At 60.1% G+C, this 23,335-nt stretch carries 24 protein-coding genes and 1 tRNA gene; 17 read left to right on the top strand and 8 right to left on the bottom strand.

The window, feature by feature from the left end; translation table 11 throughout:
• Window positions 1-15 precede the first annotated feature (15 nt).
• The 8 genes from nuoN (at window position 16) to Q1B27_RS14725 (ending at window position 7,907) form a co-directional block, all read left to right on the top strand.
• The gene (nuoN, locus tag Q1B27_RS14760) at window positions 16-1,452 is read left to right on the top strand and encodes an NADH-quinone oxidoreductase subunit NuoN (protein ID WP_299848569.1); all 1,437 of its coding nucleotides are present in this window, start codon (window positions 16-18) and stop codon (window positions 1,450-1,452) included.
• Between the two features lie 18 nt (window positions 1,453-1,470).
• Window positions 1,471-2,220 carry a biotin--[acetyl-CoA-carboxylase] ligase gene (locus Q1B27_RS14755; protein WP_299848568.1) on the top strand — a complete coding sequence of 250 codons (750 nt, stop codon included), beginning with the start codon at window positions 1,471-1,473 and terminating at the stop codon, window positions 2,218-2,220.
• Window positions 2,221-2,235: 15 nt separating this feature from the next.
• The gene (locus Q1B27_RS14750; protein ID WP_299848567.1) at window positions 2,236-3,006 is read left to right on the top strand and encodes a type III pantothenate kinase; all 771 of its coding nucleotides are present in this window, start codon (window positions 2,236-2,238) and stop codon (window positions 3,004-3,006) included.
• A 6-nt stretch (window positions 3,007-3,012) separates the two neighbouring features.
• Window positions 3,013-4,683 carry a ribonuclease J gene (locus Q1B27_RS14745; protein ID WP_299848566.1) on the top strand — a complete coding sequence of 557 codons (1,671 nt, stop codon included), beginning with the start codon at window positions 3,013-3,015 and terminating at the stop codon, window positions 4,681-4,683.
• Window positions 4,684-4,861: 178 nt separating this feature from the next.
• Complete coding sequence (locus tag Q1B27_RS14740; protein WP_299848565.1) at window positions 4,862-5,704, top strand: phytanoyl-CoA dioxygenase family protein; 843 nt, start codon at window positions 4,862-4,864, stop codon at window positions 5,702-5,704.
• On the top strand, window positions 5,688-5,828 hold the full coding sequence (locus Q1B27_RS14735; protein WP_299848564.1) for a hypothetical protein: 141 nt from the start codon (window positions 5,688-5,690) through the stop codon (window positions 5,826-5,828). Before Q1B27_RS14740 ends, Q1B27_RS14735 begins: the two co-directional genes overlap by 17 nt.
• A gap of 702 nt (window positions 5,829-6,530) precedes the next feature.
• Window positions 6,531-6,986, top strand: coding sequence for a hypothetical protein (locus Q1B27_RS14730; protein ID WP_299848563.1), 456 nt, complete (start codon window positions 6,531-6,533; stop codon window positions 6,984-6,986).
• A 144-nt stretch (window positions 6,987-7,130) separates the two neighbouring features.
• On the top strand, window positions 7,131-7,907 hold the full coding sequence (locus tag Q1B27_RS14725; protein ID WP_299848561.1) for a methyltransferase domain-containing protein: 777 nt from the start codon (window positions 7,131-7,133) through the stop codon (window positions 7,905-7,907).
• 86 nt (window positions 7,908-7,993) lie between these two features.
• Here Q1B27_RS14725 and Q1B27_RS14720 read toward each other — a convergent pair whose 3' ends face one another.
• Entirely contained in the window at window positions 7,994-8,614 is a 621-nt protein-coding gene (locus Q1B27_RS14720) for an HD domain-containing protein (protein WP_299848559.1), read from the bottom strand.
• 15 nt (window positions 8,615-8,629) lie between these two features.
• Window positions 8,630-9,526, bottom strand: coding sequence for a phytanoyl-CoA dioxygenase family protein (locus tag Q1B27_RS14715; protein WP_299848558.1), 897 nt, complete (start codon window positions 9,524-9,526; stop codon window positions 8,630-8,632).
• Between the two features lie 110 nt (window positions 9,527-9,636).
• Here Q1B27_RS14715 and Q1B27_RS14710 point away from each other — a divergent pair, with 110 nt between their 5' ends.
• On the top strand, window positions 9,637-10,530 hold the full coding sequence (locus Q1B27_RS14710; protein ID WP_299848557.1) for a LysR family transcriptional regulator: 894 nt from the start codon (window positions 9,637-9,639) through the stop codon (window positions 10,528-10,530).
• Between the two features lie 116 nt (window positions 10,531-10,646).
• On the opposite strand, the gene Q1B27_RS14705 is transcribed toward Q1B27_RS14710, so the two are convergent.
• Window positions 10,647-11,084: an Lrp/AsnC family transcriptional regulator gene (locus Q1B27_RS14705; protein WP_299848556.1), complete on the bottom strand. Its 438-nt coding sequence runs from the start codon at window positions 11,082-11,084 to the stop codon at window positions 10,647-10,649.
• Window positions 11,085-11,192: 108 nt separating this feature from the next.
• Between Q1B27_RS14705 and Q1B27_RS14700 the strand changes: the two genes are divergently transcribed.
• Together Q1B27_RS14700 and Q1B27_RS14695 are read left to right on the top strand one after the other, a co-directional pair.
• A complete protein-coding gene (locus tag Q1B27_RS14700; RefSeq protein WP_299848555.1) occupies window positions 11,193-12,320 on the top strand; it encodes a type III PLP-dependent enzyme in 1,128 nt (375 codons plus the stop codon).
• 378 nt (window positions 12,321-12,698) lie between these two features.
• Complete coding sequence (locus tag Q1B27_RS14695) at window positions 12,699-13,760, top strand: DUF2235 domain-containing protein (protein WP_299848554.1); 1,062 nt, start codon at window positions 12,699-12,701, stop codon at window positions 13,758-13,760.
• A gap of 73 nt (window positions 13,761-13,833) precedes the next feature.
• Here the strand turns inward: Q1B27_RS14695 and Q1B27_RS14690 are convergent, their stop codons facing one another.
• Entirely contained in the window at window positions 13,834-14,328 is a 495-nt protein-coding gene (locus Q1B27_RS14690; RefSeq protein ID WP_299848552.1) for a PaaI family thioesterase, read from the bottom strand.
• Window positions 14,329-14,394: 66 nt separating this feature from the next.
• The gene (gene metF, locus Q1B27_RS14685; protein WP_299848551.1) at window positions 14,395-15,261 is read right to left on the bottom strand and encodes a methylenetetrahydrofolate reductase [NAD(P)H]; all 867 of its coding nucleotides are present in this window, start codon (window positions 15,259-15,261) and stop codon (window positions 14,395-14,397) included.
• A 99-nt stretch (window positions 15,262-15,360) separates the two neighbouring features.
• On the opposite strand from metF, the gene Q1B27_RS14680 reads away from it, so the two are divergent.
• The 3 genes from Q1B27_RS14680 to Q1B27_RS14670 are packed head-to-tail and all read left to right on the top strand — an operon-like array spanning window position 15,361 to window position 17,267.
• On the top strand, window positions 15,361-16,290 hold the full coding sequence (locus Q1B27_RS14680; RefSeq protein WP_299848550.1) for a LysR family transcriptional regulator: 930 nt from the start codon (window positions 15,361-15,363) through the stop codon (window positions 16,288-16,290).
• Window positions 16,287-16,466 carry a hypothetical protein gene (locus tag Q1B27_RS14675; RefSeq protein WP_299848549.1) on the top strand — a complete coding sequence of 60 codons (180 nt, stop codon included), beginning with the start codon at window positions 16,287-16,289 and terminating at the stop codon, window positions 16,464-16,466. The genes Q1B27_RS14680 and Q1B27_RS14675 overlap by 4 nt, the downstream gene beginning before the upstream one ends.
• A 12-nt stretch (window positions 16,467-16,478) precedes the next feature.
• A complete protein-coding gene (locus Q1B27_RS14670; RefSeq protein WP_299848548.1) occupies window positions 16,479-17,267 on the top strand; it encodes an inositol monophosphatase family protein in 789 nt (262 codons plus the stop codon).
• A gap of 12 nt (window positions 17,268-17,279) precedes the next feature.
• Here Q1B27_RS14670 and Q1B27_RS14665 read toward each other — a convergent pair whose 3' ends face one another.
• The 3 genes from Q1B27_RS14665 to putA are packed head-to-tail and all read right to left on the bottom strand — an operon-like array spanning window position 17,280 to window position 21,864.
• Window positions 17,280-17,648 (bottom strand): GFA family protein, encoded by a 369-nt coding sequence (locus tag Q1B27_RS14665; protein ID WP_299848547.1) that lies wholly within the window; start codon window positions 17,646-17,648, stop codon window positions 17,280-17,282.
• Window positions 17,645-18,388: a rhomboid family intramembrane serine protease gene (locus Q1B27_RS14660; protein WP_299848545.1), complete on the bottom strand. Its 744-nt coding sequence runs from the start codon at window positions 18,386-18,388 to the stop codon at window positions 17,645-17,647. Before Q1B27_RS14660 ends, Q1B27_RS14665 begins: the two co-directional genes overlap by 4 nt.
• Before the next feature lie 44 nt (window positions 18,389-18,432).
• Window positions 18,433-21,864, bottom strand: coding sequence for a bifunctional proline dehydrogenase/L-glutamate gamma-semialdehyde dehydrogenase PutA (gene putA / locus Q1B27_RS14655; RefSeq protein WP_299848544.1), 3,432 nt, complete (start codon window positions 21,862-21,864; stop codon window positions 18,433-18,435).
• A 109-nt stretch (window positions 21,865-21,973) separates the two neighbouring features.
• On the opposite strand from putA, the gene Q1B27_RS14650 reads away from it, so the two are divergent.
• The 3 genes from Q1B27_RS14650 to Q1B27_RS14640 all read left to right on the top strand — a co-directional run bounded on the left by Q1B27_RS14650 (window position 21,974) and on the right by Q1B27_RS14640 (window position 23,284).
• A complete protein-coding gene (locus Q1B27_RS14650) occupies window positions 21,974-22,450 on the top strand; it encodes an Lrp/AsnC ligand binding domain-containing protein (protein ID WP_299848543.1) in 477 nt (158 codons plus the stop codon).
• 31 nt (window positions 22,451-22,481) lie between these two features.
• Complete coding sequence (locus Q1B27_RS14645) at window positions 22,482-23,027, top strand: hypothetical protein (protein ID WP_299848542.1); 546 nt, start codon at window positions 22,482-22,484, stop codon at window positions 23,025-23,027.
• A 171-nt stretch (window positions 23,028-23,198) separates the two neighbouring features.
• Window positions 23,199-23,284, top strand: a tRNA-Leu gene (locus tag Q1B27_RS14640).
• The last annotated feature ends 51 nt before the right edge of the window (window positions 23,285-23,335 follow it).

The raw sequence follows: 23,335 nt of genomic DNA, 5'->3' as shown, positions 1-23,335 counted from the left end.
CCGGAGGCCCGAGAGATGATCCAGGCTGATCTGAATATTATCCTTCCCGAGATCGTTCTGTCGGTCTATGCGATGGCGGCGCTTTTGTTCACGGTCTACACCGGCAAGGACAGGATGGCAGGACTGCTGGTGTGGTTGACGGCGGCGCTGTTCGTCGCCATGGCGCTCTTTATCGGGGCCACTGGCAATAACACCCGCGTGGCTTTTGACGGCATGTTCGTTGATGACGGTTTTGCCCGTTTTGCCAAGGTTACAATCCTGCTCAGCGCCGCAGCTGTTCTGGTGATGGGCCAGGAATACATGGCCCGCCGCAAGATTCTGCGTTTCGAATATCCACTGCTGATCTGCCTGTCGGTTGTCGGCATGATGGTCATGGTCAGCGCGGGCGATCTGATGGCACTTTATATGGGGCTGGAGCTGCAATCGCTGGCGCTTTATGTTGTCGCGTCGCTGCGTCGTGACAGTGCCAAATCAACCGAGGCCGGGCTGAAATATTTCGTTCTGGGTGCGCTCAGCTCGGGCCTGTTGCTCTACGGTGCGTCGCTGACCTATGGCTATGCAGGCACAACGCTTTTCTCGGGTATCATCGAGGCTGCCGAGGGGCGGGCGCCGCTTGGATTGCTCTTTGGCATTGTTTTCGTGATCTCTGGCCTGGCGTTCAAGGTCAGCGCCGTGCCCTTCCACATGTGGACACCGGATGTCTACGAAGGTTCGCCCACGCCGATCACTGCTTTCTTTGCCACCGCGCCCAAGATGGCGGCGATGGGCCTCTTTGCCCGCGTTGTCCATGACGCCTATGGCGGCGTTGTCGGCGACTGGCAGCAGGTGATCGCGGTGCTCAGCGTGCTGTCGATGTTCCTCGGTGCCGTGGCGGCGATCGGTCAGACCGATATCAAACGCCTGATGGCCTATTCCTCGATCGCCCATATGGGCTTTGCACTGATGGGGCTGGCCGCTGGTACGGCATTCGGCGTGCAAGCGATGCTGATCTACATGGCGATCTATGTCACTATGAATGTCGGCACCTTCGCCTTCATTCTCAGCATGGAGCGCGATGGTCAGCCGGTCACGGATATTGGCAGTCTCAACATGTACTCCAAGGCCCATCCGGGCCGGGCGTTGGCAATGCTGGTATTGCTGTTCAGCCTGGCGGGTGTACCGCCGCTTCTGGGCTTCTTTGGCAAGTTCTACGTGCTGCGCGCGGCCTATGATGGTGGTCTGGCGTGGCTGGCGGTGGCCGGTGTAATCGCCTCGGTCATCGGGGCATTTTACTATTTGCGTATCGTCTTCTTTATGTATTTCGGCGAGGAACAGGAAGAGCTGGAAACGGCCCGCTCTCCGATATTGTGGAGCCTGTTGATGGTCTCGGCCGTTGTCATGCTAGTAGGGATCATCAACATGTTCGGCGTTGAATCGATCGCCGAGGCTGCGGCGGCAACTCTTGTCAATTAAACAAGGGACGGTTCCGCAATGAGCGACTGGCCCGAAGGCTACGGCAAACGGGTTCTGGCCAGCATTGACAGTACCAATGCCGAAGCAGTGCGGATCGCGCCGGGGCTAAGTGGTCCGGAGTGGATTCTTGCACTGGAACAAACCTCGGCTCGTGGTCGGCGCGGACGCGGCTGGAGCAACCCTGTAGGCAACTTTGCCGCGACCTTGGTGATGCACCCGGGCGAGACGCCGGACAAGGTGGCGTTGCGCTCCTTCGTAGCGTCGCTTGCCCTATATGACGCGCTGGTGGCGGCCACGGGACGGTCCGAACCGTTTTCGCTGAAATGGCCCAATGACGTATTGCTGAACGGTGGCAAACTGGCTGGGATTCTGCTGGAAAGTGCCGGCAGCGGTGGGCAGCTTACGCATTTTGCCATTGGGATCGGCGTCAACCTCAAACACGCCCCGGAAGTGTCTGACGTCGAGGCGGGCGCTGTACGGCCTGTATCGCTGTTGCACGAGACCGGAGCGGACGTGACACCCGAAGAGTTTCTGGACCTGCTGGCACCTGCTTATGCGCATTTTGAAGCTCAGTTTACCACTTACGGGTTTGCGCCCATCCGCACCGCCTGGCTGGATCGGGCGGCGCGTCTGGGTGAGGTCGTGACCGCCAGAACGTCACGTGACGAAATATCAGGCACCTTCGAAACAGTGGACGCGACAGGCAATCTTGTATTATCCACAGCCAAATCCCGCGTGGCCATTCCGGCCGCGGACATCTTTTTCTGAAGGCGAGGGGGCGATATGCTTCTGGCGATTGACTGCGGCAACACGAACACCGTCTTCTCGATCTGGGATGGCGAGAAATTCCTGTGTACGCTGCGCACGTCAACCCATCATGCCCGCACCGCAGACGCCTATTTTACCTGGTATTCCACGCTGGTGAAGCATTTCGGGATTGATGTTGAAATCACCGAAGTCATCATCTCGTCCACTGTGCCGCGTGTGGTTTTCAATCTGCGCGTTTTTACCGATCGTTTCTTTGGATGCCGGCCAATAGTGGTCGGTAAACCGGAATGTCGCCTGCCGGTAGAACCCCGGGTGGATGAAGGCACGCAAGTAGGGCCGGACCGACTGGTCAACACCGCGGGTGCCTATGACCGGCATGGCGGCGACCTGATCGTGGTGGATTTCGGCACCGCGACCACCTTTGACGTGGTGGATCATGACGGCGCCTATGTGGGCGGGGTGATCGCACCGGGTGTGAACCTGTCGCTGGAGGCGTTGCACACTGCCGCCGCCGCCCTGCCGCATGTCGATGTGACCAAGCCGCCGCATGTGATCGGCACCAATACGGTAGACTGCATGCAATCTGGTGTATTTTGGGGGTATGTTGGTCTTATCAACGGGATATGCGATAGAATTAAAGCGGAATTTGGTCGCCCGATGCGGGTGATTTCCACCGGTGGTCTGGCCCCCTTGTTTCAGCAGGGACATGCGATGTTCGACGTGTTCGAAGATGATCTGACAATGCACGGCCTGACCGTGATTCATAACCACAATAAGGAGGGCTGAGGCCCCATGAGCAGTGAACGACTGATTTACCTGCCACTTGGCGGTGCGGGTGAGATCGGCATGAATGCCTATGTCTACGGCTACGGAAAACCGGGGCAGGAGCGTCTGATCCTCGTCGATCTGGGTGTGACTTTTCCCGACATGGATGGCAGCCCCGGCGTTGATCTTATTCTGCCGGATATTCAATGGCTTAGCGAGCGTCGCAATCAGCTGGAAGCGGTGTTCATCACCCATGCCCATGAGGATCACGTGGGGGCCGTGGCGCATTACTACAACCAGCTTGGCGCGCCGATCTATGCCCGCGCCTTCACAGCCAATATCGCCCGTCGCAAGATGGACGAGCATGGCCACCCGGAAAAGGCGGTGCGCACGGTCTCACCCTGGCCCGAGGTGACCGAGGCAGGTCCGTTCAAGGTAGGCTTCGTGCCGATTTCGCACTCGATCCCCGAGAGTTCGGGGCTGGTGATCGATACGCCTGATGGCCGTCTTGTGCATACGGGCGACTTCAAGATGGATGCCAACCCGGTGGTGGGCGAGCCGTTCGACGCCTCCGTCTGGGAGGCGATCGCAAAGCCTGGGGTGAAGGCGCTTGTTTGCGATTCGACAAATGTTTTCAGTATGATGGAGGGTCGCTCCGAAAGCAGCGTCGGCCCCGAGATCGAAAAGCTGGTGGCGGGTGCCAAGGGCATGTTCGTCTGCACCACCTTTGCCAGCAACGTGGCGCGGGTCAAAACACTGGCCGAGGCCGGGGTCCGGGCTGGGCGGTCGGTCTGTCTGATGGGCCGGGCGATGCGGCGGATGATTGAGGCGAGTGTTGAGACCGGTGTGTTGACGGATTTTCCCAAGGTCGTAAGTCCCGAAGATGCAAAACAAATTCCGCGTGACAGCCTGATGCTGATCGTGACCGGCAGCCAAGGCGAACGCCGCGCGGCGAGTGCGCAACTGGCCCAGGGCAAGTATCAGGGGATCACGCTGACCGAAGGCGATACCTTCTTGTTCTCGTCAAAAACCATCCCCGGGAACGAACGGGGCGTCATCAGAATTATCAATCAATTCAGCGAGATGGGCGTTGATGTGGTGGATGATACCAGCGGGCTTTATCATGTCTCGGGTCACGCCAACCGGCCCGATCTGGATGCCATGCACAAGCTGATCAAACCACAGATGGTGATCCCCATGCATGGTGAGCACCGGCATCTGCGCGAACATGTAAAACTGGCGAAAAACAACCGGTTATATGGTGTTCTGGCGGTCAATGGCATGATGATGGACCTGAGCCAGAACACGCCCGTGGTGGCCGAATATATCGAGACCGGGCGGACCTATCTGGATGGCAGCGTCAAGATCGGCGCGCTGGACGGGGTTGTGCGTGACCGGATCAGAATGGCACTGAACGGGCATGTCATGGTCAATGTGATCCTGGATGAGGATGACGAACCGCTGGGCGAACCCTGGTGCGAAATCAAAGGCTTACCGGATACGGGCCATAGCCGCGCGCCGCTGGTTGATGTGCTGGAAGAAGACCTGAGCCAATATCTGGGTCGCGCCGGATCGAAGACATTGATCGACGATGACAAGCTGGAAGAGGGCTTGCGCAAGGTCACGCGGCAAAGTGCGATGGGCGAGATCGGCAAAAAACCAGAGGTCAGCATCATCATCAGCCGCCTGTCGGCCTGAAACCGTACAAAGCGTACGGATTGTACGCGCGAAACGTACGGAATTCGGCCGGTTTGGTGAGGGTGACGTACGGGGCGTACGTTTTTTGGCGATTTGCGACGTTGAAAATGTCGAAATTGACGCAGACGAGGGACCGGTCGGGACCGTTTCATGGGGGCATCTGAAGAAGGTGCCCCCGATGGTTTCAGACGCAAATCGACTGATTGATCTTGAACGCTATCCGATCCACCGCGACGGCGCAGAACGCGCGGCGGTGCTGGCACAGGTGCGCGCCGATCTGGCGCGCGACGGTTGCGCGGTGGTCAAGGGGTTCCTGACGCCAGAGGGCATCGCGGCGCTGACGGCCGAGGCCGAGGGGGTCGCGGATCAGGGGCACAAATCCTTCAGCCGGACCAATCCCTATTTCACCCAGGACGACCCGGGCCTGCCCGAAGACGATCCGCGCCGGCAATTCTATGACCGGTCGAACGCGTTCATCCCGGCGGATAATTTCACCCGCGATGGCCCGTTGCGCGCCGTGCATGATTTCGACGGGTTCGATGATTTCATCCGCGATTGTCTGGAGGAAGAAAAGTTCTATCGCTATGCCGATCCGCTGGCCGATGTGATCGTGAACATGGCCGAGACGGGGCCGGGCTTTCCCTGGCATTTTGATACCAACAATTTCACGGTGACGCTGGCCATCCAGAATGCCGAGGGCGGGGGGGCGTTTGAATACGCCGCCGGTATCCGCGAGGGGGATGAGAATTTCGACGAAGTGGCCCGGGTGCTGAACGGAACGTCGGACCGGGTGACGGTGCTAAATTTGGAACCGGGCGATTTACAGCTGTTTCGCGGGCGCTATTCGCTGCACCGGGTGGCACCGCTGACGGGCGAGCGCCCACGCTACGTGGCGATCTTTTCCTATGTGGAGGAACCGGACATGGTGGGCGCGCCGGAACGTACCAAGCAGCTATATGGGCGGACTCTGCCGATCCACCATGAGCGCGCCGGACAGCGCGCGGATGAATATATCGACTAACCTGCTCTCCGGTGGTGCCGGGTCGAATGAACGGCAAGAGCGGTGCAGCATCGCCAGCGTCCAAGACCACCAGATCCAATGGCGCGCCTTTGGCAATCGCTGCACGCCGGTGCCTGCGGTTTGATGGCCGGGGCTGGGGTAAGGGGCAAATACAAGAACACCGTATCCATCCAATCACCAAAAACTGATTGGCAACCGGCTTGAAAGCACCGGAAGACCGCTTTGAGCCCTTCTAGTTCATGCTTGAGATTGCTACATCATTTCAAATGAAGCGTATCAGTATCATTGTTTTCATCCTCACGGTTCTCGCAATAGGTGCGATTGTATCAATTCCATTGTCAGGAAGGGCAAGCTGCTTTCGGAATGGTTCAATCTCAAGTTCAATCACCGAAGCGACCTTAGAAATTGGCGGATGGGTGCATCACACTGGTAAGCACCATTGGTCAACTTTAGGTATCTCCGAGCAAGATTTAATTAGTAGAATCAGGGAAGTAGAAGTGAACGGTCCCGCGATGACATTTGAGCACCTCTCGACAAGATATGTAACTTTCAAGCTGTTAAACTGCCCTAAAATCATGGAGCCCATCACTGTGGGGGTTCACTGTGGCGAAACACCAAACCTTGGTTGGATTGCAGCGAGATGCCTAAGCAAAGAGGACTGAGCGACCGCATCAGTAACCCTCCAAATTGAAAGTAATCGCAACAATACAGCGGTAACTAAGTCCGCTATGAGCCCATTGCGGGCATTTGAAGTTTCAGGCAATCTGCTTACGGTTTTTCCAGAAGTAGATATCAGGCGTCTTTTTTTGTTGGTCAGGATTTATCTGTGAGCACCCTCCGGAAGTCAGTCAATTCTTTCCTCATCTACCTGATTATATTGTTACCCGCTCTTTGGGTTTATTCAGACCGCGACGTTTATGCGGAACTGTCCATCGAATGCAGTGTTTCATGGGAGTTCTCGGGGCAAAAAATAGATTTTGCGACGAACGATGAAATTTGGTGTACCGACCGTGAGCTCATCCGCACAACCTGGTTGGGTGACACTCCCTTCCAGTTTTTGACGACATCGGAAGAAAAGGATGTACGCTTACCAGCGCACGAATTTGTGGCGCATGTATACGGCAAAGACGGAATTTATGACGACGCGTTCTTGGAAAAGTGCTTTTCGCTCATGCAGACCAACATAAAAAATGTCGTTGGCGAAAATCTTGCGTTTTGGCAGTCCCTCGGACATGCCGAGTTTCCCGGAATGGAGTGCCAAAAATCTAAGCTTATGAGCTAAAGTAACTGCATCGAACGTCGAAACTATTGAAGTCCACTTTAACCGCATAGCGCACAATGAACGCTCCGAACCCAAAGCAGACATGCTTTGGAGGGTGTGCTAAGACCGGTTGATGACGCTTAGGATGTTTGAACGAGGTCGTCCATGTTGGAGTTTGATGCCCAGACGACGCATCTTTTGGATACTGTCTATCAAGGTGCGGATGTCACACGAAGACGACAGGCTTCGTTTGATGCTCTGAAACCGGGCCCCGGCGAAACCATTTTGGACATTGGCAGCGGAAATGGATTGCTGACCGCCGAGTTGGCAAGGGCAGTGGGCCCGGACGGGCGGGTAATCGGTGTCGACCCCAGCGGTGACATGAGGCAATCGGCAATAAGGCGCTGTCGCGACTTTGACTGGGTAGATATCATCGACGGCTCAACTCGCCATTTGCCGGTGGCGGATGCCTCTATCGACAAGGCGGCTTCCGTGCAGGTGTTTGAATACCTGAGTGATATTCCCGGAGCGGTGGATGAAGTGCGCCGCGCCCTCAAACCAGATGGAAAGCTGGTGGTTGGCGACATTCACTTTGACAGTCTGGTCTGGTTCAGCAATGCGCCCGAGCGGATGGCACGTATGCTGGCGGCCTGGGACAATCACTTTGTTGAACGCCGCGTTCCGGCGCTTTTGCCACCAATCCTCAGGAAAGCCGGATTTGGTGTTGAGGCGGTTCATCCCATCACCATCTGCGACCATCAGCTGAAGCCTGATGGCCTGGCGAACATGATGATGATCTTGATGGAGAACTATGCCGTGTCCAACGGATACATATCTCAGCAAGAGGCTGGCGACTGGGCGGCGGAACAAAGATCCCTGGCCGCAGAAGGCAGTTTCTTCTTTTCCGTTACCCATTTCGTGGTGAGCGCGAAGAAACTTTGAACCGGTAACGACAGCGTCGTCCGCGGCGCCGGGATATGACGCCCGGCGGGGACATTGGTGCCCGCGCCGGGGAACCGCTGTGCCGGTTACTGGCGCTGCGCGGCGACCCCGGCGTTTGTCAGCGGTTCGCGTTCACCGGCGCGGATCACTGCGGCGTCATAGGGTTGGCGTGCAAAGACCTCCTCGACCATGGGCGCGAAGAATTCGAGCGGCAGGTCATCATAGGACGGATCAAAGCTGGCCTGATCCCAGCGTTCGCAGAACTCGGCGCAATCGTCGAAATAGGTGTGCCCCTTGTGGCGGTCACGTTTGTTCTGATCGGCGCCTTCCAGGTGGTGGCCGTAGTAGAGCATCTGGAAATCGCCATGGGTCTGCACGCACCAGGCGCATTGTTCGCGCACGAAGGGCTTGAGGATCGTGGCGGCGTATTCGTCGTGATTATAGGGCGCGTAGATATCGCCGATATCATGCAGAAGCGCCGAGACGACCCAGTCGGTATCCGCCCCGTCGCGCCACGCCCGGGTGGCTGATTGCACCGAATGGCCCAGACGGGTGATCTGGTAACCCGAAAGGCTTTCATCCAGATCGACAAGCGCCTTCAGCAGTCGCTGTGCGGTGTGTTTGGTGTGGTCAATTTCATGCGCGGTCAGGAATTCATACTCTTCCTTGGTGCCATCTTTCATCTGGGTGAAATTCACACGTTCCATGGTGGGCATCCTTTCCTACGATGCAGCAGCGTTCTTGCTATAGAGTGAAACATTGTCAGAGGCCCCTTGCGCAAGGGCTTTGGCCTGATCCGCGCGGATTTTTTCGTAGAGCCGGAGCGATTCCGGGCTGAAATCGGCCGTGGGCGGCATGTAGTGGATGAAATTGCCACTGAAATCGACGCCGCGCGCCATCATCGCATAATCGCGATCGGCCACCTCTTGTCGGGCATTGGGGTTGAGGTATCGGATGGCGAAGCCGATGCGCCGGTCATCGGAGGTGTTTGGCCCCGAGCCGTGAAAGGTCAGCCCGTGATGCAGCGACATCTGGCCGGGCTGAAGCTCGATATGGGTTTTGTCGTCATCGGCCACGTCGACGGCGATCTCCTGGCCGCGGCTGAGCAGGTTGGTTTCCGAAAACGTGTCGGTATGGGGCATGATCGGGTTCTTGTGCGATCCGGCGACGAAATCCATGCAGCCGCTGGCGATGGTGGCGGGGGAAAGCGCGATCCAGGCGGTGACCTGATCCGAGGTTTCACCGAGGCCCCAATAGGTCAGATCCTGGTGCATGCCGACGATCTGGGTCGTATTGGGTTCCTTGATGAAAAATTCAGCCGACCAGATCATCAGGTCGGGGCCAAGGATGCCCTGAACCGCATCGAGCACGCGCTTGTCCTGTGCCAGCCGGGCAGCCAGCGGCAGGATGCAATGCGCATTGACGCGTTTGTAGGTGTTGATCGGCTGCGGCAGGTCGGCGGTGCGCCAGTCCTGTTCGATCTCTTGCAGCTCGGCGCGATATCCTGCGGCCTCCTCGGGCGTGAAAACATCGAGGGGAAAGAGGTATCCGTCGCGCCAGTATTGCGCGGTCTGTTCGGTGGTCAGGTGACCGTTATCGAGCGGCAGCGGGGTCGGCATGGGTGAGAATCCTGTATCGCGTTTGATCCGGGCCAGCTTAGGGCAGGGGGCTGCACGCTCAGAACGATAGTGCTGGACGCTGAGGCTAAGTTCAGCTTAGCCTGAGTGACATGGCAGTGTCGGTTCCTTCCCTTAACTGGTTGCGCGTTTTCGAGGCGGCGGCGCGCTGCGAGAGCTTTGCCCGCGCGGCGGCTCAACTGAACATGTCGGCGGCGGCGGTCAGTCAGCAGATCCGCGCCTTGGAAGAACGTCTTGGCGCGCCCCTGTTTGAGCGTCACGCCCACGCGGTGACGCTGACCGAGGTGGGGCGGTCGTATCTGCCCTCGGTACAGCAGGCGCTGTTGACGCTGGAGAATGCCACGGACGGGCTATTTGGCGCGGCGCGGGCGCAACAGCTTTTCGTGCAGTCGGTGCTGATTTTCGCGCAGGGGGTTCTGGCGCGGGGCTATCAGGGTTTTACCGGCGCGCATCCGGATATTTCACTGAGCCTGACCACCGGCAATCTGCCTTATGAATTCACCCGCGGATTTACCGATCTACAGGTTATTTTTGGCAATCCGCAGGCCTATGGCGCGGAAAGTGACCGGCTGATGGGGGAGCGGTTGTTCCCGGTCGCGCGTCCCGAGGTGGCCAAGGTCATCACGGCGCCGGTGGACCTGTTGCAGCATCGCCTGATCGATGTTGCAACGCACAGGGCGGGGTGGCCGTATGTTTTTGAGAGGATTGGTCTTTTGCCGGGCCGGGCGCGGTATCTGTATGCGGACAGCACGATCATGGCGATGGCGCTGGCCGCTGAAGGGGTGGGGGTGGCCTTGGCGCGCGCGCCGGCCAGCGACAAGGCCATGCGCGAGGCAGGGTTGGTGCCTTGTTTGCCGGGGGTGACCGCGGAGGGGCGCGAGGCCTATCACCTGGTCTATCCCGACCGGGCGGGGCTGCGCCCGCCGGCGCGGGCCTTTCGGGATTGGCTGCTGGACTGGTGCCGGCGCGAAAATCCATCTGATTGAGTGCGCTGGCGCGCACGCAAGGTCTCTCGTCGTCCGCCTTCGGCCTCCTCCTCGGGGGATCCCGTGTCGAATGTGACATGTCTCTTTGAGGGGAGGCGTGTGAGGATCGTGCGGGATCAGTGCCCGCCGCGATCAAGCTTGGTGGAGAGGTGTATCAGGCTTTCGGAGCTTCGTACCCCCTTGGCCTCGCCGATCCGGTCGAGCGTTTCATCAAGGGATTCGGTTGTTGTCGCCTCAAGCGTGACGATCAGGTCGAACCGGCCGGAAGTGGTATGGACGCGCCGCACCTCGGGCAGGGATTTGAGGCGCGAGAGCACGGTGGGCGCGCTGCGTGGTTCGATGCTGACCAGTACCGTGGCGTGTAGCGGCGCGCGCGCGGCCTGTCCAAGTCGGACGCTGTAGCCCTGGATGGTGCCGGAGCTTTCCAGCCGGTCCAGGCGCGCCTGCACGGTGGTGCGCGCAAGCCCCAGCCTGCGCGCCAGAGTGGCGACAGGGGCGCGGGCATTTTCGCCCAGCAGGGCAAGCAGGGCTAGGTCGGTTTCGTCAGTTTGCATTAACCATTCGTCATATTAACTATTTAAGGAGACATAATATGCTAAATGCCGCGTGAAATCGACAGGTAACTGCGGGATTCTGGAAAAAAGACGATCTGAGGCAGACCAATGCGTGAAACTCCGAACTGGCCCGACCCCCGGGCGCATATCCTGCGGCATCGCCCCGATACGGCGATGGTGTATTTCTGTCCGGCGGTTTTGCAGGCGACGGCGCGTCGGTTTCAGCAGGGGTTCGATGGATTGGTCACCTACGCGGTGAAGGCCAATGCCGGTGAAGAGGTGCTGACCAATCTGGTGGCTGCCGGTATCCGCGCCTTTGATGTGGCCAGCCCGCGCGAGATGTACGCGGTGCGCGCCGTCTGCCCTGACGCGGTCCTGCATTATCACAACCCTGTCCGGTCCCCCGAGGAGGTGGCCGTGGCTGTAGCGCTTGGCGTGACCTCTTATTCGGTGGATTGCGCGCGGGAACTGGACAAGCTATCCGGCGTGCCCGCTGGCGCGGAGATGTCCGTGCGTTTGGCCTTGCCCGTTGCGGGGGCGGCCTATGATTTCGGCGAGAAATTCGGCGTTGGCCCGGATCAGGCGATTGAGCTGTTAAGCGCCGTTGTGGCGCGTGGTTTTACACCGTCGGTGACCTTTCATCCCGGAACCCAATGTGCCGATCCGACCGCCTGGGCCAGCTATATCAAGGTTGTGGGCGAGGTGGCGCGTACGGCAGGTGTGACGCTAGCGCGGCTGAATGTTGGCGGTGGGTTTGCCGCGCACCGGATTGGGGCCGCGCCCGACCTGGAAGCGATTTTCGACCATATCCGCGCCGAGGTGGACGCGGTTTTTGGCGAGGACGCCCCGGCGCTGGTCTGTGAGCCCGGGCGTGCAATGGTGGCGGATGCCTTTACGCTGGCCACGCGGGTCAAGGCCTTGCGAAGCGACGGGTCGGTTTTCCTTAATGACGGGATCTATGGCGGGCTTTTCGAGATGCGCGATATCGAATGCACCGACCGGGTGACCGTGCTGACCGAAGAAGGGGTCTGGCGCGGGGGGGCGATGCAGGCGCGCATCGTGTTTGGCCCGACCTGTGACAGCATTGACCGGCTGCCGGATGCGTTGTTGTTGCCGCAGGAGATGGCCGAGGGCGATTATGTGCTTTTCGCCGGTATGGGAGCCTATTCGCGGTCGCTGACCACGCAGTTCAACGGGTATGGTCTGGGGGCGCCGGTGACGGTCGCCGCACTCTGACGGGTTGAGTGGTATCCTCACGGTCTGTTGACCGGGCACGAGAAGGGGCAGTATTGCCCGGTGTTTCCGGGGCAGGGCAGCAGGGCATGGTTTCGCTAATCTGACCGGCATGTGGTGGATTGAATGTGCCAAGCGTGGTATTTATCCATTTATTTCAGATAGGTAGGGTCGTTCGCTGGTCGGTGGCTATTTTGATATGCGCTGGTAACCGGCTTTTCACGAAAAAGATGGACGATGGCGGGGCCGTTTTGATCCGCAGGCGTGCAACACGGTTTGGGCTTTGCCCGATGCGATCGGCTGTGCCTATGTTATCCAGACAGGGGACAGAGCCGCTGAAGCGGCGGCATGTGCTGCGAATGACAGGAAAGATGACGACGGATGTCTTGGCGAGGGTGGACCAGATCTCTTTTTGATTTTCTCAGGCCGGGGGTGCGCAGCGGCCATTCGGCCTATGCAAGGGCGCGGGGGCAGGTCACCCATGTTCTGATCCTTGATGGGACGATGTCATCACTGTCGCCCGGGTGCGAAAGCAATGCCGGGCTGAGTTACAAGTTGCTGTCCGAGATCGGTGGCGCCGATCTGTCGCTTTATTACGAGGCGGGATTGCAGTGGCAGGATTGGCGCACGACGCCCGATGTGATGATGGGGCGCGGGATCAACCGGCAGATCCGGCGCGCCTATGGTTATCTGGCCAGCCGGTACAAGGCGGGGGACCGGATTTTCCTGCTGGGGTATTCGCGGGGCGCCTATGCGGTGCGATCGCTTGCGGGGTTGATCGACACGGTGGGGCTGTTGCAGGACGATCATGCCACCGAGCGGAATATCCTGATGGCCTATCGGCATTATCAATGCAATCCGGGCGGGGCGGCTGCGGCGGCTTTTGCCGAGCAGTTTTGCCATCCTGAAACCCCGATCGAGATGGTGGGGGTTTGGGATACGGTCAAGGCATTGGGTTTGCGCCTGCCGGTGTTGTGGCGCTGGGCCGAGGCGGCGCATTCGTTTCATTCGCACCGGTTGGGGCGGTCCGTCCGGCACGGCTATCACGCGCTGGCGCTGGATGAGACCCGCGCGGTATTTGAGCCGGTGTTGTGGGAAAGCCCGCCGGATTTCGATGGCAAGATCGAACAGGTCTGGTTCAGGGGCGCGCATGGGGATGTTGGCGGGCAGTTGAGCGGGTTTCACGCGGCACGACCCCTGGCCAATGTGCCGCTGGTCTGGATGCTGGAACGGGCTGAGGCCAGTGGCCTGGTGCTGCCCGAGGGGTGGCAGGCCCGTTTCCCGAGGGATGTGACGGCGCCATCGGTCGGCACCTGGAATGGATGGGGCAAGATATTCCTGCTGCGCGCTGCGCGAAACATGGGCGATGACCCAAGCGAACGCCTGCATGAGAGCGTTGCCGGTGCGTTGCCGGATGAGGTGACAATAGAGCAGGCTGTCTAGCCGGCAACGACGCCCCCTTTTGGCGACGCCCGCCCACCCAGTCCCCAAAAGGGGGCTTTGTCGGAGGGCTTTGTTAGCGGGCAGCCGGTGCCGGCATGATCATGCAGGTGGTGGAGCCGGTGGCATAGAGTCGGTCGTCGTCAAGCCCGCGCACCTCGCCCGTGGCGACACTGGTTGAGCGGCCCGCATGGGTGACGGTGCCGATGGCTTTAACCTTTGTGCCAAGCGGGAGCGCCCTTGTGATGTTCACCTTGTATTCCAGCGTTGTGTAGATCGAGCCCTTTGGCACTTTGGTCATCACCGCGCAGCCCATGCAACTGTCGAGGATCGCCCCGTACCAGCCGCCATGCAGGCCGCGCATCGGGTTGGTTGCCCTGAATTCAGGGATGCCTTCGAAAATCACCAGCCCGTCATCGACCTGAGTGGGACCGAAGCCCAGAGTGGTGCCAATGGGCGGGCCCGCCAGCCGCCCGGCGATCATGTCCTGCATGAATTCAAACCCCGAGCGCGCGGTCAGATCGCCCCAATCGGCGAGGTCTTCAAAGGATTGCGCGACTTTCTGTACCATGATGCCCCCTCTTTTGCCGCCAAGATGTGACAGCGGAAAGAGGAGGGATCAAGCGGGGATTGGAGGTCAGGCGACGTCGCGAAGCTCCACCCGCGGCGTGACACCGAGCGCATGGCAGATGTCGCGGGTCAGGTCGGGCCGGTTGAGCGTGTAGAAATGCAGATCCTCGACCCCGCCTTCAAGCAAATTACTGCACAGCTCGGTTGCGAGCGCCGTGGCCAGCAGATCATGGCGGTCATCGCGAATGGCCTTATCAAAAAGATCATCCATCCATGCGGGCACATTGGCGCCGCAGGCCAGCGAGAAGCGTCGCGCGTTCTGCCAGTTCTCGATCGGCAGGATGCCGGGGATGATCGGGGCGTCGATCCCGGCTTTGACGCAGGCATCGCGGAAGCGGAAGAAGGTATCGGCCTCGAAGAAGAACTGGGTGATCGCCTCGGACGCGCCGGCGTCGATTTTGCGCTTGAGCCAGTCGATATCGGCGGCCTGATCGGCGGCTTCTGGGTGTTTTTCCGGATAGGCGCCGACGCGGACCGAAAAATGCCCGGTTTCGGCCAGGGCCGAGATCAGCTCGCAACTATTGGCAAAGCCGTCGGGATGGGGCTGGAACGCGCCGCTGTCTTTCGGAGGGTCACCGCGCAGGGCGACGATTTCGCTGACACCGGCGGCGGCGAAGTCGCGGGCGATGGCCAGAGTTTCTTCGCGGCTGGAATCGACACAGGTCAGATGTGCCGCCACGTTGAGGCCGGAGGATTTGTGCAGCGTGTCCACCGCGTCGCGGGTTAGTTCGCGGGTGGTGCCGCCCGCGCCATAGGTGACCGAGACAAATCTCGGGTCCATCGGCGCGAGCGTCTGGACCGTGTCCCACAGGCGGAAGGACCCTTCCAGCGATTTCGGGGGGAAGAACTCGAAAGAGATGTTGGGCACGATCATGGCGGAAATCCTGTTTGGAGGAACTGACCCCTTGTTGCACCGTATTTGTTGTGAGACAATTTCATAATATTCACGATCAAAATGAGGTTGGCTAATATAATGCATATCGAGTTCCGGCATCTGAAAACCATCCGCGCCATACATCAGGCGGGCGGGCTGGCGCGGGCGGCGGATATTTTGCACATCACCCAATCGGCGCTGAGCCATCAGATCAAGGGGCTGGAGGATCAGGCGGGTGTGGAGCTGTTTGTGCGCCGCTCAAAGCCGCTGAAACTGTCGGCGGCGGGGCATCGGTTGCTGCGTCTGGCCGAGAAGGTTCTGCCCGAGATCGAGGCGCTGGAGGCTGAATTCGAGGGCGTGCGCGAAGGCAGCGCGGGACGGATGCATATCGCCATTGAATGCCATGCCTGTTTCGAATGGCTTTTCCCGGTGCTGGAGAGGTTCCGCAAGACATGGGCGGATGTGGATGTGGATATCCGGCCCGGACTGGCCTTTGATGCGCTGCCGGCCTTGCAAAAGGAGGAGGTTGATCTGGTGGTGTCCTCCGATCCCGAGGACCTGCCGGGCGTGATCTTCAAGCCGTTATTCGACTATGAGCCGGTTTTTGTCGCGTCGAGCCAGCATCCGCTTGCGGAAAAGGCATTCGTGGTGGCCGAAGATTTCCGCGACGAGATGTTGATCACTTACCCGGTGGACCGGTCACGGCTGGATGTCTTTACCGAGTTGCTGACGCCCGCCAAGGTCGAACCGAAAGCGATCCGGCAGGTCGAATTGACGGCGGTGATCCTGCTGCTGGTTGCGTCGAATCGTGGTGTGGCGGTGCTGCCGGACTGGGTTGTGCGCGAGGTGCGCACCAGCAATGATTACGTGACCCGAAAGGTGACGGAGACCGGTCTGACCAAGCGGCTGTATGCGGCGATCCGCGAAGACGATGCGGATAAGCCCTATGTAGCGCATCTGATCCGGCTGGCGCGGGAAATTCCGGTCCGGTTGCAGCGGACGGAACCGCGGCAACTGGTATCAGATTGAGTGCGCTGACGCGCACGCTTTATCTCTCGTCCTCCGCCTTCGGCGTCGTCCTCGGGACCGTCGACCGCGCCGTTGGTGTGTCGGATTTACCGGTGTGGTTGGGGGCGGTGTTCCTGGGGGGTATCGCCTCTTGTGCACCCTGTCTGCTGGGCGTATACGCGCGGCCTGAACCTTGAGGAGCGAGACCGATGGCGGGCAGTGCCAATCTGAATGTTATGCTGAGAGCCGCGCGCAAGGCGGGGCGGGCACTGGCCAAGGACTTTCGTGAAGTCGAGAACCTTCAGGTCAGCATGAAAGGTGCCGGAGATTTCGTGAGCCGTGCGGATATCGCCGCCGAGCAGATCATCAAATCTGAACTGATGAATGCGCGCCCGACCTATGGCTGGCTGGCCGAGGAGGGCGGCGAGGAAGAGGGCAAGGACCCGACCCGGCGCTGGATCGTCGATCCGCTGGACGGGACCACCAATTTTCTGCACGGGCTGGCCCATTGGGCGGTGTCGATTGCGTTGGAGCACAAGGGCCAGATCGTGGCCGGTGTGGTCTATGATGCCAGCAAGGACGAGGCGTTTTTTGCCGAGAAGGGCGAGGGCGCGTGGATGAATGAAAGCCGGTTGCGGGTTTCGGGCCGGGACAAGATGATCGAGGCATTATTTGCCACCGGTTTGCCCTTTGGCGGGCGTTCGGATTTGCCGGAGACCTTGCAGGATCTGGCGCGGTTGATGCCCACCTGTTCGGGTGTGCGCCGTTTCGGATCGGCGGCGCTGGACATGGCTTATGTCGCTGCGGGCCGGTATGACGGGTTTTGGGAACGGCGTCTGAACGCCTGGGACATGGCGGCAGGGATCATCATTCTGCGCGAGGCCGGAGCGTTGGTCGAGCCGCTGAGCGAGGGTGGCGACATTCTGGCCGATGGCGAGGTGATCTGTGCCAACGAGGCAATTTTCGACAAATTCGCCAAGGTCATCCGCAACACCTGATCTTGCGGCCTGTCAGGCGTCGGACGGGTGATTGACGCCGTCATCCCAGGGCATCGGTTCGAAATCGGCCGGGTTGATGCCGTCGATGGCGCCTAGGTTCACCCCGAATTCATTGGGGTTGGAGCGGCGCTGGTGGTGGGTGTAGATCCCGCAAACACTGCAAAAGTAATGTTGTGCCGTGCCGGTGTTCCAGGTGTAGAGCGATAGCTTGTCTGCGCCGCGGACCACTTCGAGATTGGCCAGTGGTACGCTGATGGTAGGCGCGGCCCTGCGGCGGCAAAAGCTGCAATCACAGCGATGCGGATTCTGGACCCCGTCGGGCAGGGTCAGTTGCAATTCGACCGCGCCGCAATGGCAGGTGGCTTTGGTTTTCTGGGTCATTTGCGTCTCACGACTGGGATGCGGGTGCGGCCTAGCTTGTATTCGGCCTCGGGGTGGGGCGGATGGCCGTGGGTTTGCGCCCAGAAACGGGCACCGCCCAGGCGCAAAAAGAGCGGTATGGTCAGCGCCATGCCGATGATGAAGCCGCCAGCATGGGCCCAATAGGCGACGCCACCGGCGGATGCGTCGGCCCCCACACCGTTGAAGAGTTGCAGGGCGAACCAGATTGCCAGCATGATCCAGGCAGGGATTGGCAGGATACGGAAGAAGATCACGAAGAAGAGGAAGATATCGACCTTCGCCTTCGGGTAGAGCAGCAAATAGCTGCCCATGACGCCGGCAATGGCACCCGAGGCGCCCACCGTGGGCACGAGTGAGTCGGGGGCCGAAAGGACATGGGCCAGTCCCGCGCCGAGACCCGCCGCAAGGTAGAAGACAAGATAGGGGATATGGCCCATCTCATCCTCGATATTGTCGCCGAAGATCCATAAGAACAGCATGTTTCCACCAAGGTGCATCCAGCCGCCATGCAGGAACATCGAGGTGAGGAGACTGGCATAATCGCCCTGTTCGCTGACCATTTTGGGGATCATGGCCCAGTCGTAGAAAAACTGGTTGAGGGCGCGGGCGTCATCGAAAAGCGGCCAATAGCTGAGGAAAATGGCCACGTTGATCGCGATCAGCGCATAGGTCACGTAGGGCGTGCGCCCCGAGGGGTTATGGTCGCGAATGGGTAACATCGGGGCCACCGTGGCGGCCCCGACAGATGGCGTCAAGGGGAGGTTTAACCCTGACCGCCCAGCAAGGCCGCGTTGCCGCCCGATGCGGTGGTATCGACGCAGACATGGCGTTCATGCAGCACATGGCCGGTATCCGGCATGCCGGTGATCAGCGGCACGATCGGGCCGTTACGCTCGGAGAGCGATTTGGCATAGGCGCGTGCGGTCGCGTCATCGCCCCACCAGAGCGCGCCAGAGAGCCCGGCAAGCGTGCTGAGCGCGCCCGGAGGCACCGTGCCGGTTGCCTTGACGGCAATGCCGCCCAGATCGGTGACAGCCTTGGCCTGTGCTTTCGCGGCCTCGGCCCCCGGACCCATGCAGAGAAACGCATCGCGCGGATGGGCCGTCAGGCGGTTCGATTCGCCGGTCGGGCCGGGCAGGACCAGCGCGTGCCGGGTGCTGCGGTCGGCCTTGTTTGCCGCATCAAGGGCGGATTGCGCATCGCCTGATCCCATCTTGGTGGTCCAGGCGATCCCATCCTGCGGCGCGGCAGATGCCGAGAAACGTCCAAGGTAATGCGGACCGCCCGCCTTGGGGCCAGTGCCCGAGAGGCCTTCGCCGCCGAAGGGTTGGGAGCCGACAATGGCACCGATCTGGTTGCGGTTCACATACATGTTGCCCGCGTTCACACGTTCGGTCACATGCTGGACGCGGTCGTCTATCCGGGTCATCAGGCCAAAGGTCAGCCCGTATCCGGTGGCGTTGATCGTGTCGATCACCTTGTCCAGCTCTTCCGAGCCGAAGGTGGCAACATGCAGGACCGGGCCGAAGATTTCACGCTCCAGCTTGTCGATGCCGTCAACCTTGATCAGCGAGGGCGCGATATAGGTGCCCGAGTTCGGTGTTTTGAGTTCGTGCAGCAACCGGCCTTCGGCGCGGGCTTGCTGGATGTGGTCAGCGATGCCCTTGCGGGCCGTTTCATCAATCACAGGGCCACAATCTGTCGACAACAGCCAGGGTTCACCGATGCTGAGCGCGTCCATCGCACCTTTGAGCATTTTCAGGAACGGTTCGGCAATGTCATCCTGCACATAGAGGCAACGCAGGGCCGAACAGCGCTGACCGGCAGACTGGAAGGCGCTTTCGACGATGGCTGCGACAGCCTGCTCGGGCAGGGCGGTAGAATCGACGATCATCGCATTGAGCCCGCCGGTTTCCGCGATGAGCGGCGCACCGGGCGCAAGGTTTTCGGCCATCGCCTTGCGGATTTTCATCGCCGTCGCGGTGGAGCCGGTAAAGGCCACGCCCCCGACGCGCGGGTCGGATGTGAGCGCGGCGCCGATGTCGCCACCGCCTGGCAGCAATTGCAGCACGGTTTTCGGCACGCCGGCCTTGTGCATCAGCGAGACGGCAAAATGCGCGATCAGGGGTGTCTGTTCCGCCGGTTTCGACAGAACGGCATTGCCCGCAGCGAGGGCCGCCGCCATCTGGCCGGTGAAAATCGCCAGAGGGAAGTTCCAGGGCGCGATACAGGTGAAGACGCCCACCGGCGGGGTTTCCGGCGCGTTTGCCGCGTAATAGCGCAGGAAATCCACGGCTTCGCGCAGCTCTGCCACCTCGTCGACCCAGATTTTTCCGGCCTCGCGGGCCAAGAGCGCGAAGAGCTCGCCGAAGTTTTCCTCGTAGAGGTCGGCGACCTTGTTCAGCACCTTGGCGCGCTCACTGGCACTGGCATCCCAGGGGGCGGCCTTGGAAAGTGCGGTTTCAATGTCCGCCGGGCTGGTCGTGGCGACGGTGCCGACGGTATCGGCCGGGTCCGCCGGGTTGATCACCGGTCTGGCATCGAGTGGCTTGGCCTTGCCTGCCAGCAACGGGGTCGAGGCCCATTGATGTGTGGCAAAGGGCGCGCGGGCGTCGTTGATCAGATCCAGCGTGGGCTGGTGTTTCAGGTCGAACCCCTTGGAGTTCGGGCGTTCAGGCTGGAATAATTCGGGGCCTTTTGGCAGATAGGGCGCGGGGTCATTGACCGCCTCGAACGGATCGCGGGCGACAACTTCGGGCGGCACATCCTCGTCCACGATCTGGTTGACGAAGCTGGAGTTTGCACCGTTTTCCAACAGGCGGCGTACCAGATAGGCCAGCAGGTCGCGATGCGCGCCCACCGGCGCATAGATGCGACAGCGCGTGCCTTCGGCTTTCAGCACGATGTCGTGCAGGGCCTCACCCATGCCATGCAGGCGCTGGAATTCAAATGTCTTCTTGTCAGTGGCCATTTCCAGAATGGCGGCGACCGTGTGGGCATTGTGGGTGGCAAACTGGGGGTAGATGCGATCGGTCATGCCCAGCAGTTTGCGGGCATTGGCGATATAGCTGATGTCGGTCGCGGCCTTCTTGGTGAAAACCGGGAAACCGTCGATGCCTTCGACCTGGGCCAGCTTGATCTCGGTGTCCCAATAGGCACCTTTGACCAGGCGCACCATGATGCGCCGATCCAGCCGGGTGGCCAGATCGTTCAGAAAATCCAACACATGGCCCGCGCGTTGGCCAAAGGCCTGCACGACCACGCCAAACCCGTCCCAACCGGCCAGCGCGGGTTCGGACAGCACGGTTTCGATCACGTCCAGCGACAGCGACAGGCGGTCGGCCTCTTCGGCGTCGATGTTCAGACCCATGCGAGCGGATTTCGCGAGCAGCGCAAGCGAGCGCAGGCGCGGCACAAGGATTTCCATGACCTGTTCGCGCTGTGCAACCTCGTACCGGGGATGCAGTGCCGACAGTTTGACCGAGATCCCCGGGTTGTCGCGGATATCGTCATGGGTGCAGGCGGTTGCAATCGCGGTGATCGCGCGCGAATAGGCCAGGTGATAGCGGGTGGCGTCGTTATCGGTGCGCGCGGCTTCGCCCAGCATGTCGTAAGAATAGGAATAGCCCTTTTTCTCCATGCCCCTGGCGCGGTCCATCGCCGCCTGGATGTTTTCACCCAGTACGAACTGACGGCCCATTTCCTTCATCGCGCGGGCGACGGCGGTGCGGATCACCGGCTCACCCAGGCGCTTGATCGCGCCGCGCAGGTGACCGACGGGGCCTTTGGTATCTTCTTGCAGCACTTTGCCCGTCAGCATCAGCGCCCAGGTTGAGGCGTTGACCAGCGGCGAGGTGGAGTGCCCCATATGCTTGCCCCAGTCCGAGGGGGCGATCTTGTCTTCGATCAGCGCGTCGATGGTTTCGGCATCGGGCACACGCAAGAGCGCCTCGGCCAGACACATCAGGGCCACGCCTTCATCTGTCGAGAGGCCATATTCAGCCAGAAACACTTCCATCAGCCCGGGGCTGGATTGACCGCGAATGTCACGTACCAGCTGCGCACCGCGGGCACAGATGCTTGCGCGGTCTTCGGCGCTCAGGCCGGCCTCTTCGGTCAGGCGCGCAAGCGTCTCGGCCTCGCTAGCATAGGTGGCGTGGTCGATCGTGCGGCGAATATCGGTATCGTATGGCATCATGCACCCCCATCAGGTTAATTCAGCTATCCTATCATTGCTGAATGAGTTATTTTTCCTGAAAATATCCATTATGAAGGCGATTTGCCTGTAAATACGGGAGTTTGATATGCAAAATGGTAAGTCAGAGCTGGACGGATATGACAAAGCGATCCTAAAGGTGCTGTCGGGGGATGGTCGAATCAGCATCACCGATCTTGCGCGGGAGATCGGGTTGTCGAAATCGCCTACCCAGGCCCGGTTGCGGCGGCTGGAAAAGGACGGTGTGATCACGGGTTATTCGGCGCTGTTCGATCCGATCCGGTTGGGCATGGATCATGTCAGCTTTGTCGAGGTGCGCCTGAACGATACCCGCGAAAAGGCATTGTCGGCCTTCAACGCAGCGGTGGTCAAGATCCCCGAGATCGAACAGGTGCATATGATTGCGGCGAATTTCGATTACCTGATGAAGATCCGCACACAGAACATGAGCGATTATCGCCGGGTTCTGGGGGAACATATCTCGACCCTGCCGCATGTCGCGCATACCTCGACCTATGTGGCGATGCAGGCGGTCAAGGAAAGCGTTGTCCCGGATGTGATTTGACCTGTGCGGTGGTCACGCCATTATCAGGGTCATGAAACACGCGATACTTGCCCTGATTCTGGCCAGCCCGGCCGTTGCCCAGACCTGCCCCGACGCTCCTGATCACAGCGATGCGCTGGATACGTTGATCGAAGCGGTTCAGGAAGCCCAGACAGAGATGTCGGCGCGGCAGATTTCCAATGATATGTGGCAATATTGGGCGGATGCGCCGGATGACTATGCGCAGGAATTGCTGGACGAAGGGATGAGCCGCCGCGCAGCGTTCGACTATGACGGCGCGATGAAGGCGCTTGATGCATTGGTCGAATATTGTCCGACCTTTGCCGAAGGTTACAACCAGCGGGCTTTCGTCAACTTTCTGCGTCAGGATTTTGCGACGGCGCTGCCTGATTTGGATCGCGCGATCGAACTGTCGCCCCGCCATATCGCGGCGCTGGCCGGTCGGGCGCTGACACTGGTCGGGCTGGAACGCAAGGCCGAGGCGGCGCTGAGCCTGCGCGCGGCACTGGCGTTGAATCCCTGGCTTTCTGAACGTGCCCTTTTACCGTCGCTTGAAGAAAGCGAACAGGAGCTTTAGCCCGCGTCGCGCGCTCTGGTGTGAACATTGCCGGCTGTCCTGTCACATGCTGGGGCGGGGGCAAAGCCCGAGCCGCAATTTCCCACAATTTGCTGTCAAAAGCGCGTTGTTTTCAACGCGTCGGCACGGTAGGGATTCTATCGGGTCCAATAGGGTTCAAAAACGCTAGATGCGGGCGTGATGGAATGGTAGACATATCAGACTTAAAATCTGAAGGCCTAATGGCCGTGTGGGTTCGAGTCCCACCGCCCGCACCACCCTCTCCATTAATGACATGTTCGATGGTTTCGTGACCTGCCTGATTTGAT

Source organism: uncultured Roseovarius sp. (genome assembly GCF_947489715.1).
Taxonomy (GTDB): domain Bacteria; phylum Pseudomonadota; class Alphaproteobacteria; order Rhodobacterales; family Rhodobacteraceae; genus Roseovarius.
Note: the sequence above shows the minus strand (reverse complement) of the source record. Positions and strands in the feature narration are given on the sequence as shown.

Coding starts and splice junctions, on each gene's coding strand:
- nuoN (WP_299848569.1), top strand. CDS start 16: ATGATCCAGGCTGATCTGAATATTATCCTTCCCGAGATCGTTCTGTCG.
- Q1B27_RS14755 (WP_299848568.1), top strand. CDS start 1,471: ATGAGCGACTGGCCCGAAGGCTACGGCAAACGGGTTCTGGCCAGCATT.
- Q1B27_RS14750 (WP_299848567.1), top strand. CDS start 2,236: ATGCTTCTGGCGATTGACTGCGGCAACACGAACACCGTCTTCTCGATC.
- Q1B27_RS14745 (WP_299848566.1), top strand. CDS start 3,013: ATGAGCAGTGAACGACTGATTTACCTGCCACTTGGCGGTGCGGGTGAG.
- Q1B27_RS14740 (WP_299848565.1), top strand. CDS start 4,862: ATGGTTTCAGACGCAAATCGACTGATTGATCTTGAACGCTATCCGATC.
- Q1B27_RS14735 (WP_299848564.1), top strand. CDS start 5,688: ATGAATATATCGACTAACCTGCTCTCCGGTGGTGCCGGGTCGAATGAA.
- Q1B27_RS14725 (WP_299848561.1), top strand. CDS start 7,131: ATGTTGGAGTTTGATGCCCAGACGACGCATCTTTTGGATACTGTCTAT.
- Q1B27_RS14720 (WP_299848559.1), bottom strand. CDS start 8,614: ATGGAACGTGTGAATTTCACCCAGATGAAAGATGGCACCAAGGAAGAG.
- Q1B27_RS14715 (WP_299848558.1), bottom strand. CDS start 9,526: ATGCCGACCCCGCTGCCGCTCGATAACGGTCACCTGACCACCGAACAG.
- Q1B27_RS14710 (WP_299848557.1), top strand. CDS start 9,637: ATGGCAGTGTCGGTTCCTTCCCTTAACTGGTTGCGCGTTTTCGAGGCG.
- Q1B27_RS14705 (WP_299848556.1), bottom strand. CDS start 11,084: ATGCAAACTGACGAAACCGACCTAGCCCTGCTTGCCCTGCTGGGCGAA.
- Q1B27_RS14700 (WP_299848555.1), top strand. CDS start 11,193: ATGCGTGAAACTCCGAACTGGCCCGACCCCCGGGCGCATATCCTGCGG.
- Q1B27_RS14695 (WP_299848554.1), top strand. CDS start 12,699: ATGTCTTGGCGAGGGTGGACCAGATCTCTTTTTGATTTTCTCAGGCCG.
- Q1B27_RS14690 (WP_299848552.1), bottom strand. CDS start 14,328: ATGGTACAGAAAGTCGCGCAATCCTTTGAAGACCTCGCCGATTGGGGC.
- metF (WP_299848551.1), bottom strand. CDS start 15,261: ATGATCGTGCCCAACATCTCTTTCGAGTTCTTCCCCCCGAAATCGCTG.
- Q1B27_RS14680 (WP_299848550.1), top strand. CDS start 15,361: ATGCATATCGAGTTCCGGCATCTGAAAACCATCCGCGCCATACATCAG.
- Q1B27_RS14670 (WP_299848548.1), top strand. CDS start 16,479: ATGGCGGGCAGTGCCAATCTGAATGTTATGCTGAGAGCCGCGCGCAAG.
- Q1B27_RS14665 (WP_299848547.1), bottom strand. CDS start 17,648: ATGACCCAGAAAACCAAAGCCACCTGCCATTGCGGCGCGGTCGAATTG.
- Q1B27_RS14660 (WP_299848545.1), bottom strand. CDS start 18,388: ATGTTACCCATTCGCGACCATAACCCCTCGGGGCGCACGCCCTACGTG.
- putA (WP_299848544.1), bottom strand. CDS start 21,864: ATGCCATACGATACCGATATTCGCCGCACGATCGACCACGCCACCTAT.
- Q1B27_RS14650 (WP_299848543.1), top strand. CDS start 21,974: ATGCAAAATGGTAAGTCAGAGCTGGACGGATATGACAAAGCGATCCTA.
- Q1B27_RS14645 (WP_299848542.1), top strand. CDS start 22,482: ATGAAACACGCGATACTTGCCCTGATTCTGGCCAGCCCGGCCGTTGCC.